Genomic DNA, 12,322 nt, shown 5'->3' with positions numbered 1-12,322 from the left:
CCACTTTACACTAAAGAAATGAAAAACACATATAAACTATTAGTTGCTTTTGTAGCTATTTTAGGATTTTGGTCCTGTGATAACGAAACTGATTTGATGATTCTTGAACCACAAGAAGCTGATTTTGCTATTATTACTCCTGATGCGGGTTCGAAAGTAATTCTGAACAAAGCCACACCAGATAATACGGCTCTTACTTTAACTTGGGAAAAAGTATCTTATGGCACCCCAACTATCGTAACCTATACGGTTGAGTTTGCCAAAAGCGGAACTGATTTTGCTGCACCAGTCGAAATCAATGCAACATCAAATTCATTTGCTACGATTAAAGTGTCGGAGCTAAACACCAAAGCGTTGGATTTTGGATTAACTCCTGAAGTAGAGGGAACGATTGATATTCGTATCAAATCTACCGTGGGTACTACTGGCTCTCAACCTAAGTATTCTAAGGCAATAAGTATTGTGGTAACACCTTACAGAGGCGTTTTTCCTAAAGTAGATTTATATCAAGTGGGACCTGGAACATCTGCTGGTTGGGATGTGAATAAAGGGAATATGCCTATTTTTAGAGATACAAAAGACAATGCTAAATTTTATTACACAGGATACTTCAATGCTGGCGGATTCAAATTAATTGAGCAATTAGGTTTCTGGGCTTCTATGTATGGTGTCGATGGGGACAAAGTAAAATACAGAGCCAATGACAGTGCCCCAGATCCAGCTGTTTTCCCTACAGATAAAGCAGGATACTATTATTTTGAATTGAATTTAGAATCATTAACCTATACATTAACGCCTTATACAGGACCTATGACTACCTATGCAACAGTAGGAATTGTTGGGGATGTCTTACCTTCTGGTTGGGATGTGAGTGTGCCAATGGTTCAATCTACTTTTGATGCGCATATGTGGAAAATTACTCAAACATTAAAAGATGGTAAGATGAAATTCAGAGCCAACAACAGTTGGGATGTGAATTGGGGAGATAATGGAGGTGATATTATCGTAACAGCTGGTAAATACGATATCTGGTTCAATGATTTAGATGGGCGTTACACGTTCATTGTAGCACAGTAATAAATTTTGGTTTTTTTATACTTTTCAATCCTCGGTGGCAGTTGCTATCGGGGGTTGTTTTTTTACAGACGTTTTAATTTTTTTGTAATAATACAGAGCATTTTAGTAGGTTGATTTTTGTTATTCTAACTTTTTTCTTACTGTACAAAAAACTGGTAGGTACTGGTATGTTTTTCTTCTTTTTTTCTCTACATTTGAATTTCACATTTGATAAAAAATAAGCTCAAATAAAATAAATTTCTCAAATTATGACACTCTCCATCAACAAATCATATGGTATATTGCCTAACGGTGAGGAAGTCCAAGAGGTTCTATTAACCAATAAAAACGGCATGCAAGTTCATGTGATAAGTTATGGGGCAACAGTAACATCTGTAAAAATTCCAATAGCAAATCATAAAAAAGTAGATGTGGTTTTGGGATTCGAAACCTTAAATGATTATATCCAATCCTTTGAGTTGCCAAGTCCTCCTTATTTTGGAGCAATAATAGGCAGATATGCTGGGAGAATTAAGGATAGTAGCTTTGACTTGAACGGTCAAACCATTAAGTTAAATCCCAATCATGGTGCGCATTTGTTGCATGGTGGAGCCACTGGTTTTCATCAAAAAAACTGGAGAATTGAGAAAGTAAAAAAAGGTATCAATTCAGCAGTTACTTTGTCATATAAGAGTCCTGCTGGCGAAGAGAATTTTCCTGGTGAGTTGACCGTAACGGTAACATATAGTTTGACAGAGTCGAATGAATTGTTGGTAGAATACAATGCTAGTACGACCGAGGACACTGTATTGAACTTGACCCATCACAGTTATTTTAATCTCGATGGTCATCAACATGAGGTAACGCATCAAGATTTATTTGTTAATGCCAATAAAGTAATAGAGAAAAATCATCAAAACATACCAACTGGTAGGGTTTTGGCTGTAGCCGAAAGTGCCTTCGATTTTTTGGAAGCTAAAAACTGTCCGAAGTCTATTGATGATACTTTTGTTATAGGAAGCCAAGAAGAAATGGCGGCTTCGCTTTACAGTTCCAAAAACAACTTACAACTGTCGGTTTATACCAATCAACCCGGAGTGCATGTGTATGTGGGAGGCAATTGTTTTGATGTCATTCCAGGAAAAGAGGGAGTCAATTACCATCCTTTGAGCGGAATTTGTTTTGAAACACAAAATTTTCCAGATGCACCTAATCATCCTCATTTTCCATCGGCAGAATTAAAAAAAGGTGAAAATTATTACCACAAAACCATCTATAAATTCCAATCCAAATCAATTTAATTACCTAATTATGAAAAAAACATTCTTAACAATAGTTTTTTTATTAAGCGTTTTGTTGCAAACAGCATGTTCGAGCGATAGCGAAAAAAGCGATGGCGGGACAGTTATACCACCTGTTGTAACAAGCGATTTTATCAAAGCGGCAGATATTTCTTTTTTGCCAGAAATAGAAGCGGCGGGCGTAGTGTTTTCCCACAGCGGAAAAAATGAAGACATGTTGACTACCCTAAAAAGTGTTGGTTGTAATACCATCCGAATTCGTTTGTGGAAAGATCCAGCCAACGTACATTCTGGGTTGACCGAAGTAAAGGCTCTAGCACAACGAGTGAAACAAGCAGGCTTAAAAGTTTGGTTAACGGTTCACTATTCTGACGATTGGGCAGATCCTGCGGTTCAAACCACTCCAGCTGCTTGGAAAAACTTATCGTTTACGGATTTGAAAGCGGCAGTAGCCACATATACCACAACTATTTTGACCGAAATCAATCCAGATATTTTTCAAATCGGGAACGAAATCAATAGCGGATTGCTTTGGCCACAAGGTAATTTAATCAATCAAGAAGCACAATGTATAGATTTGTTAAAAACCGCTAGCGCTACCATTCGAAGTAAAGCACCAAATACCAAAATTATGATTCACTATGCAGGTGTTTCGGCTTCAGATACTAATTGGTTTTTTACTAAAGTAAAAAGTGTTGATTATGATTATATCGGTTTATCGTATTACCCGATCTGGCACGGGAAAGATTTATCAACAGTTAAAACGACTATTGATGCCTTAGGAAAAAACTTTTCTAAAAAAGTATTGATTGCAGAAACTGCTTATCCTTTTACATTGGGCTATAATGATTGGACCAATAATATTATGGGACAAACAGACCAATTAGTAATAGGTTATCCTGCTACTCCCGAAGGACAAAAAAGTTTCGTGTTGGCGATAAAAGACATCGTTAAATCGTCTACCTACGGACAAGGTTTTGCGTACTGGGGAGGCGAATGGGTAGCTTTCAAAGGCAATCAAGCTACCAATGGTTCTACTTTTGAAAACCAAGCTTTCTACGATTTTTCGAACAAATCATTGCCCGTTTTACAGGCGTTTACTAATTAGTTATGAAAAAATGTAAGTATATCAAATTCAGCATATTTATTCTACTTTTTGTTGCTTTAAGTATGCCTGTTTTTGGACAAAAGAAAAATACATCGGCTTTCGCCAAAGGGGCCGACGTGAGTTGGTTGCCGCAAATGGAAGCTACGGGCTATCGTTTTTATGATACCGACGGAAAGGAAAAAGATTGTTTGCAATTGCTAAAAGAACGCGGGATGAATACCATTCGTTTGCGTGTATTTGTCAATCCAAGTCAAGACAAAGCAAGCGGTCATTGCAGTAAGGAAGAAACAGTAGCTATGGCCAAACGTGCTCAAAAAGCCAAAATGCGCATTATGATCGATTTTCATTATAGCGATACTTGGGCCGATCCCGCCAAACAAGCCAAACCTGCTGCTTGGGCGAACTTATCGTTCGATGCGTTACAAGATAAAGTCTATGAACATACATTTGATGTGTTGACCGCTTTAAAAAAAGCAGGTATTACTCCAGAATGGGTTCAGGTGGGGAATGAAATTCCTGGCGGAATGCTTTGGCCTGATGGGAGCACGAACAATTGGGCTCAACTAGCGCAATTATTGAATAAAGGATACGAAGCAACCAAAGCCGTGAACGCCAAAATCAAAGTAATTGTGCACGTAGACGAAGGAAACAACAACGAAAAATTCCGATGGTTTTTCGATAAAGCGACCGAGCATCAAGTAAAGTATGACGTTATTGGTCTGTCTTTCTATCCATTTTGGATCAAAAAAGACTATTCAGAAACCATAGCCGATTTACAAAAGAATCTGAACGATATGGCTTCACGTTATCAGAAAGAAGTAATGGTGGTCGAAGTCGGAGGTGTTGATGAACAAGTACAAAACACCAGAGAACTCCTAGCAGCTACAATCAAAGCCGTAAAAGCTGTTCCTAATCATAAAGGCTTGGGCGTTTTGTATTGGGAGCCGCAAGGAGCCAAATCTTGGAGTGGTTATGGCTTGAGTGCTTGGCAACAAGACGGAAAACCTTCACCTGCATTGGATGCTTTTAAAGAATAATGAATTGGATTCAGAATAAAGACGAAATACGTAAACCATATTTCTGAATGTTAGAAATGAGGAAACGCTATAGATTAAAATAAAAACCTTATATGGCCTTAAATGCCTTATATGGTTCAAAAATATGTTGTACAAATGAAAAAAACACCCTTTTTTTTGTTGGTTTTTATAACCTTCACCACAATAGTTTTCTCTCAAGCACGAGTGGTAAAGGTATTGGATACCCAGTGGAAATTTCAAAAAGGAAATGTTGAAGACGCTTTCAAAACGAACTTCAACGACTCGAAATGGGAATCGGTTACTGTTCCGCACGATTGGGCAATATATGGTCCTTTTGACAAAAAAAATGACAGGCAAACAGTTGCTATTTCTCAAAATGGCGAAAATACTCCTACCGTAAAAACAGGTAGAACCGGAGCCTTACCACATATGGGTACGGCGTGGTATCGCAATACATTTACTTTGCCTAAAGAAACCAAAGGAAAAAAAGTACTACTCCTTTTTGAAGGCGCGATGAGCGAACCTCAAGTATATTTGAATGGAAAAAAAGTAGGAGAATGGGCGTATGGCTATAGTTATTTTTATTTTGATGTTTCTCAATTCATTCAAGAAGACGCTAATACTGTAGCAGTAAAATTATCCAATAAAGAATTTGCCTCCCGTTGGTATCCCGGAGCTGGTTTGTATCGAAAAGTAAGTGTTATTATTAAGAACAATGAAAGCATTGACCAATGGGGGCAATTTATAACGACACCTTTTATTAGTGATGCCGTGGCCAAAGTCAATATTAAGACCAAAGCCTCTGGCGAAAATACGCGTTTGGTGACCACCATTTTTGATGCCGAAGGACGCAAAGTAAGTACTGAGGAATCTTCTTTACGCTTCGGAAAAGAGTTTGATCAGAATTTAAAAGTAGAGAATCCAAAATTGTGGAGTCCAGAAACACCGTATTTGTACAAAGCGGTTACTCAATTGTATGTTGGCAATGAACTAAAAGATGAGGTGGCCACTCGTTTTGGAATTCGTGAAATTAAATATGAAGCCAATAAAGGATTTAGTCTTAATGGTAAGGTGACCAAATTCAAAGGCGTTTGTTTGCATCACGATTTGGGGCCACTTGGTGCTGCGGTAAACAAAGCCGCTTTGCGTAGACAGTTGACCATTTTAAAAGATATGGGATGCAATGCCATTCGCAGTTCGCATAATATGCCTTCTTTCGAGCAATTGGAGTTGGCAGACGAAATGGGCTTTTTGTTTTTGGCAGAGAGTTTCGACGAATGGGTTTTACCAAAAGTAGAAAACGGCTACCATCGCTTTTTTGACGAATATGCTGAAAAAGACATAGTGAATTTGGTACAAGCCACAAGAAATCATCCCTCAATTGTGATGTGGAGTTCAGGGAATGAAGTTCCAGATCAGTGGGGAGAAGCGGGTGTAAAACGAGCAAAATGGTTGCAGGAGATTTTTCATAGAGAAGATCCAACGCGTCCTGTAACCGTAGGAATGGATCAAGTGAAAGCGACTATGGAGTCTGGTTTTGGAGCTTTGTTGGATATTCCAGGATTGAATTATCGCGTGCATTTGTATGATGAGGCATTCAAAAAATTCCCGCAAGGATTCATTTTGGGTTCCGAAACGGCATCAACCGTGAGTTCTAGAGGGATTTACAAATTTCCTGTAGTACAAGAAAAAATGAAGCAATATCCAGACTTTCAATCTTCATCGTATGATTTGGAAGCCTGTAGTTGGTCCAATGTTCCCGATGAAGATTTTGTACTTCAGGATGATAAACCTTGGGTAATTGGTGAATTCGTTTGGACAGGTTTTGATTATTTGGGCGAACCGACACCTTATGACGAAAGCTGGCCGTCTCGTAGTTCTTATTTCGGAATTAACGATTTAGCAGGCTTACCGAAAGACCGTTATTATTTGTACCGAAGCCGTTGGAATACCAAGGTCACTACGCTACACATCTTACCGCATTGGAACTGGGAAGGTCGCGAAGGCCAAACAACTCCTGTTTTTGTGTACACCAGTTACAACAGTGCCGAACTTTTTGTCAATGGCAAAAGTATGGGCGTGCAAACCAAAAATAAAAACACTCCGCAAAACCGTTACCGCTTGATGTGGATGGATGTAAAATATGAACCAGGAACGGTAAAAGTGGTGGCTTATGATGACAATGGCAAAGTGGCTGAAGAGAAGGAAATTCAAACCGCTGGTCAACCGTACCAAATTGTTTTGGATGCCGACCGAAAAACGATCACAGCCGATGGCGAGGATATTTCGTTTGTGACGGTTTCTGTAGTGGATAAAAATGGAGTGCCTTGTCCAACAGCCACAAACCAATTAAAATTTAAAGTGTCAGGAGCAGGTACGTACCGCGCCGCTTGTAATGGTGATGCGACTTCACTCGAAATGTTCCATAAGGACACCATGAAATTGTTTAGCGGAAAATTGGTTGTATTGGTGAAATCGAAAACTATCAAAGGCGATATCAAATTGGAAGTAACTGGTGATGGCCTGAAGAGTGGTAAACTGAACCTAGTATCTGAGAAATAAAAACACAAAGAGTAACTATAAATTAAACCGAACAAACTCCTCTTTCCTTTGGAGAGGGGCTGGGGGTGAGGATAATATTCAAAATAATGAATGATTCATTAATACAAAAAACGACGGCTTTTTTTCAGGATGCATTTGGTAATGCACCTGAAAAAATAGTGCTTTCTCCAGGAAGAATTAACATCATTGGAGAACATGTAGATTATAACGATGGCTATGTATTGCCTGCTGCTATAGATAAGATTATTTGCTTTGCTTTCGAAAAAAGTAAGACGACTACTTCTCGAATTGTGGCTATTGATTTGAATCAAGAATTCGAAATCGATTTGTCGAAAGAGATTCAACTCAGTTCAACCGTTTGGCATAATTATATTTTAGGAGTTTTGAAACAATTGCAAGACAATGGCTTTGATTTTAGTGGAGTTAATTGTGTTTTTAGTAGCAACATTCCCGTAGGTTCTGGATTGTCTTCTTCGGCTGCTTTAGAATGTGGTTTTCTTTTCGGAATGCAATCGCTTTTTAATCTAGACATTAGCCAACAAAATCGCGCATTGATGAGCCAAAAGGCAGAACATTGGGTGGGAATCAATTGTGGTATTATGGACCAATTTGCTAGTGTGCATGGGCTAGAAAATAAGGTCATCAAATTGGATTGTAATACGCTGGAATTTGAGTACCACAACGCTGATTTTAAAGACTATGCTTTGGTGTTATTTGATAGCAACGTGAAGCATTCCTTGTTTACGTCGGCGTATAACAAAAGAAGAGAAGAATGCGAAGAAGGTTTGGCAATTATCAAAGCTAATTTTCCTGACATCAAAAGTTTCAGAAATTGTACCGAAGCGCAATTGTTGACTTTGAAAGACAAAATGGATGCGGTTGTTTTTACACGTGTGCATTATGTAGTAAAAGAAATTGCTCGTGTGTCTAAAGCCTGCGAAGCTTTGGATGCTGGAAATATTGAACTTTTGGGGCAATTACTTTTTGAAACGCACGATGGTTTGTCTAGAGAATACGAAGTGAGCTGTCCTGAGTTGGATTACTTGGTCGAATTGGCCTTAGCCGATGAGGCGGTAATAGGTTCCCGATTGATGGGCGGTGGTTTTGGTGGCTGCACCATTACTTTGATTAAAAAAGGAAAGGAAGAAGTCGTTAAACAAAAATTCGCTCAATTGTACCAAGAAAAATGGAACATTGAGTTGAAAATCTACGATGTTAAAATCGGAAACGGTACATCCTTATATGAGCCATCATAACAAATAAAAAACTTAACGCTGATTCCACAGATTTGCACAAATTTTTAAGCACAAAATTAATCTGTGATAATTCGTTAAATCTGTGTCAAAAAGCATAAAATGAATAGCATGAAAAATTTTGATATCAACGAAGACCCACATAGACGTTTTAATCCCTTAATCAACGAATGGGTTTTGGTTTCTCCTCACCGTTCCAAAAGACCTTGGCAAGGTCAAAAAGAAACCATATCAGGTGTGCCATTGCCAGAGTACGACCCTGAATGTTACTTATGTCCAGGGAATGTGCGTGCCAATGGCGAAGTGAATCCTGCTTATGATTCTTGTTATGTTTTCGAGAATGATTTTGCTGCGCTAAAACAAGAACCTATTGCTTTTGAAGAAAACAATACGCCTACTTTTTTTAAGGCAAAACCAGAACGAGGCATTTCTAGAGTGGTTTGTTTTTCACCAAGACACGATTTGACTTTACCTCAAATGGAGGTTGAGAATATCGAGAATATTGTAGCGACTTGGCAAAATGAATACACCACTTTGGGCGCTATAGATTATATTAATCATGTTCAAATTTTTGAAAACAAAGGCAGTGTGATGGGCTGTAGTAATCCGCATCCGCACGGTCAAATTTGGGCACAATCGTCTTTACCTACGCAGGTAGAAAAAACACATAATAGCTTGAAACAGTATTATGAACAACAAGGCCGAACCTTATTGCAAGATTATGTTGAAGCAGAATTGAAGGCACAAGAGCGCATCGTTATCGAGAATGAGCATTTTGTAGCCTTGGTGCCTTTTTGGGCGATTTGGCCTTATGAGACCATGATTGTAAGCAAACGCAACGTGTCCAAAATCACAGACTTTAGTTCAGCTGAGGTTACTGCTTTTGCGATTATTTTAAAACAATTAACCACCAAATACGATAATCTTTTTGAGACTTCCTTTCCGTATTCTTCGGGGATTCATCAGGCGCCAACAGATGGTCAAGAACATCCAGAATGGCATTTTCATATGCATTTTTATCCGCCGTTGTTGCGCTCAGCTTCGGTAAAGAAATTTATGGTAGGTTATGAAATGATGGGCGAGTCACAGCGTGATATTACTCCAGAGAAAAGTGCTGAGGTTTTGAGAGGATTGTCAGTAGTTCATTATAAAAACAAATAAGATGCAAATAGTTGTCACAGGAGGTTTAGGATTTATAGGTTCGCATACGGTTGTTGAATTACAAAATGTTGGTTATGAGGTAATCGTGATTGATAATTTATCGAATTCGTCTATTGATGTTTTGGGTGGAATTGAAAGAATCACAGGAAAGCAGCCTATTTTTGAACAGATTGATTTAAGAGAAAAAGCGGCAGTACAAGCTTTTTTTACCAAATATACTGAAGTTACAGGAGTGATTCATTTCGCTGCCTCTAAGGCGGTGGGCGAGAGTGTTCAAAATCCTTTATTGTATTACGAGAACAACATTGCTTCTTTGGTTTATCTTTTGCAAGAATTGCAAAAAAAGCCAGAAGCTCATTTCATTTTTAGTTCCTCTTGCACGGTTTATGGTCAAGCCGAAATGATGCCAATTGCAGAAACTACGCCTATTCAAGCTGCGATGTCTCCTTATGGAAACACCAAACAAATAGGAGAAGAAATCATTGCCGATGTGACTAAAGTAAGTGGACTCAATGCTATTTTGCTGCGTTATTTTAACCCAATTGGCGCGCATCCTTCTGCTGAAATTGGAGAATTGCCTATTGGGGTTCCTCAAAATTTAGTTCCTTTTATTACACAAACCGGAATGGGCTTACGCAAAGAATTGTCCGTCTATGGGAATGATTATCCTACGGTTGATGGGACTTGTGTGCGAGATTACATCCACGTAGTAGATTTGGCCAAGGCGCATGTAGTGGCTTTGCAACGCTTGTTGGATAAGAAAAATGAAACGGCATTAGAGGTCTTCAATTTAGGAACAGGTAAAGGAAGTTCTGTACTCGAAGTGATTACGGCTTTTGAAAAAGTGAGTGGGCAAAAGCTACCGTATACCATCGTACCACGACGAGAAGGCGATGTAACCGAAGCCTATGCCAATACCGAAAAAGCCAATACTGTACTAGGCTGGAAAACAGCAGCAACTCTTGAAGAAGCCATTGATAGTGCTTGGAAATGGGAACAAAAGGTTAGAAAATAATCTTTTACAATTGCCAAAAAGAAAATAATAAACAAATAATAAATTACCCAATGAATGCATTACAAATATATGATTACCTAGTTTTTCTATTTTATTTTTTTATCGTTGCAGGCTATGGCTACTATGTTTACAAACGTAAACAGGTTCAATCAGTATCTGCATCACACGATTACTTTTTAGCCGAAGGTTCTCTTACTTGGTGGGCAATTGGTACGTCTTTAATTGCTTCTAATATTTCTTCGGAACAATTCATTGCCATGTCTGGTAATGGTTTCAAAATGGGTTTGGCTATTGCTACCTATGAATGGATGTCTGCCTTGACCTTAATTATTGTGGCCGTGTTTTTCATTCCAGTGTATCTCAAGAATAAAATTTATACGATGCCTCAATTTCTGAGTCAACGTTATAATGGTAATGTGGCCATGATTATGGCTGTTTTTTGGTTGCTCTTGTATGTGATTGTAAACCTTACTTCCATTTTATATTTAGGAGCTTTGGCAATTAATGGAATCTCAGGTATTCAATTGGATTTGTGTATGTATGGTTTGGCTTTTTTCGCAATCGTTATTGCTTTAGGAGGAATGAAAGTTATTGGGTATACCGATGTAATTCAAGTAGTTTTTTTGATTTTTGGAGGATTAGTAACTACTTATTTAGCTTTGAATAAAGTTGCAGAACTCAATGGACAAACGGGTATGGTCGAAGGTTTCAATTATATGTTCGATCAATCTGGAGATCATTTTCATATGATTTTGGATCGTAGTAATACAAATTATCCAAGTTTGCCAGGTCTAACCGTACTTTTGGGTGGCATGTGGATTGTGAATTTGAATTATTGGGGTTGTAATCAATATATCACCCAACGTGCTTTGGGTGCAGATTTGGAAACGGCTCGAAGCGGAATTTTATTCGCGGGTTTCTTAAAATTGTTAATGCCTATTATTGTAGTGCTTCCTGGGATAGCAGCTTATGTTATTCATATGAAAGGGGGATTACAAACGGAGATGCTCGATGCTGACGGCATTTTGAATCCAGACAAATCATATCCTGTATTGTTGAATTTGTTGCCTGTAGGCCTTAAGGGATTGTCCTTTGCGGCTTTGACTGCTGCTGTGGTTGCTTCATTGGCAGGAAAAGTAAATAGTATTTCTACCATTTTTACCTTGGATATTTTTAAGAAAAAAATAAACACGGAGGCTTCTGAAAAGCAATTGGTTCGTGTGGGGAAAATCACGGTTGTTGTAGCGATGCTTGTAGCCGCAGTAATCGCTCCCTTTTTAGGTATTGATAAAAAAGGAGGCTTTGAGTTCATTCAAGAATACACCGGTTTTGTGAGTCCAGGTATTTTTGCCATGTTTATCTTAGGTTTCTTTTGGAAAAAAACAAGTTCTAATGCCGCTTTGTTTGCGACGATAGGCGGTTTTGTATTGTCAGTGATTTTTAAGTTTTTGCCTCAATTGATGAATTTAGAATTTCTATCCCAATACGGATTTGCAACTTTAGTAGAACAAAAAGACAAAACGATGGCATTTGAAATTCCTTTTCTAGATAGAATGGGATTTGTATTTGTACTATGTGTTTTGATGATGGTAGTAATTAGTTTGTGGGATGAGAAACGAGGTGTTGTGGTTAAAGGTTTAGAAGTTGATACCAAAATGTTTAAAGTCTCCAATAGTTTTGCAGTTGGTACGCTCATAATTGTTGGTTTATTAGTGGCGCTGTATGCTATTTTTTGGTAGAAGTAAACATCAGTTATTTTAAAAAAGGTGAAGCCATATGTACGGTTTCACCTTTTTTATTTGGTAACAGCATTACATTGTAATTTTTAA

The 12,322-nt window shown here is 38.2% G+C and carries 9 protein-coding genes; all 9 read left to right on the top strand.

Features of this window, described 5'->3' with window-relative positions:
* Positions 1–18: 18 nt before the first annotated feature.
* The 9 genes from ACZ1AQ_RS13805 to ACZ1AQ_RS13765 all read left to right on the top strand — a co-directional run bounded on the left by ACZ1AQ_RS13805 (position 19) and on the right by ACZ1AQ_RS13765 (position 12,232).
* Positions 19–1,077: a SusE domain-containing protein gene (locus ACZ1AQ_RS13805; protein WP_489633451.1), complete on the top strand. Its 1,059-nt coding sequence runs from the start codon at positions 19–21 to the stop codon at positions 1,075–1,077.
* 248 nt (positions 1,078–1,325) lie between these two features.
* Positions 1,326–2,357, top strand: coding sequence for an aldose epimerase family protein (locus tag ACZ1AQ_RS13800; RefSeq protein WP_489633450.1), 1,032 nt, complete (start codon positions 1,326–1,328; stop codon positions 2,355–2,357).
* A gap of 10 nt (positions 2,358–2,367) precedes the next feature.
* Positions 2,368–3,465, top strand: a complete 1,098-nt coding sequence (locus tag ACZ1AQ_RS13795; protein WP_489633449.1) for a glycoside hydrolase family 53 protein — start codon at positions 2,368–2,370, stop codon at positions 3,463–3,465.
* Between the two features lie 2 nt (positions 3,466–3,467).
* Complete coding sequence (locus ACZ1AQ_RS13790) at positions 3,468–4,502, top strand: glycoside hydrolase family 53 protein (RefSeq protein WP_489633448.1); 1,035 nt, start codon at positions 3,468–3,470, stop codon at positions 4,500–4,502.
* Positions 4,503–4,637: 135 nt separating this feature from the next.
* A complete protein-coding gene (locus ACZ1AQ_RS13785; RefSeq protein WP_489633447.1) occupies positions 4,638–7,064 on the top strand; it encodes a DUF4982 domain-containing protein in 2,427 nt (808 codons plus the stop codon).
* An 86-nt stretch (positions 7,065–7,150) separates the two neighbouring features.
* Entirely contained in the window at positions 7,151–8,320 is a 1,170-nt protein-coding gene (galK, locus tag ACZ1AQ_RS13780; RefSeq protein WP_489633446.1) for a galactokinase, read from the top strand.
* A 108-nt stretch (positions 8,321–8,428) separates the two neighbouring features.
* A complete protein-coding gene (locus tag ACZ1AQ_RS13775) occupies positions 8,429–9,478 on the top strand; it encodes a UDP-glucose--hexose-1-phosphate uridylyltransferase (RefSeq protein ID WP_489633445.1) in 1,050 nt (349 codons plus the stop codon).
* 1 nt (position 9,479) lies between these two features.
* Positions 9,480–10,493: a UDP-glucose 4-epimerase GalE gene (gene galE / locus ACZ1AQ_RS13770; protein ID WP_489633444.1), complete on the top strand. Its 1,014-nt coding sequence runs from the start codon at positions 9,480–9,482 to the stop codon at positions 10,491–10,493.
* A gap of 50 nt (positions 10,494–10,543) precedes the next feature.
* On the top strand, positions 10,544–12,232 hold the full coding sequence (locus tag ACZ1AQ_RS13765) for a sodium:solute symporter family transporter (RefSeq protein WP_489633443.1): 1,689 nt from the start codon (positions 10,544–10,546) through the stop codon (positions 12,230–12,232).
* Positions 12,233–12,322: the final 90 nt, after the last annotated feature.

The sequence above is a fragment of the Flavobacterium sp. UM26 genome (assembly GCF_057922445.1).
This window is presented reverse-complemented; position numbering and strand designations above follow the sequence as displayed.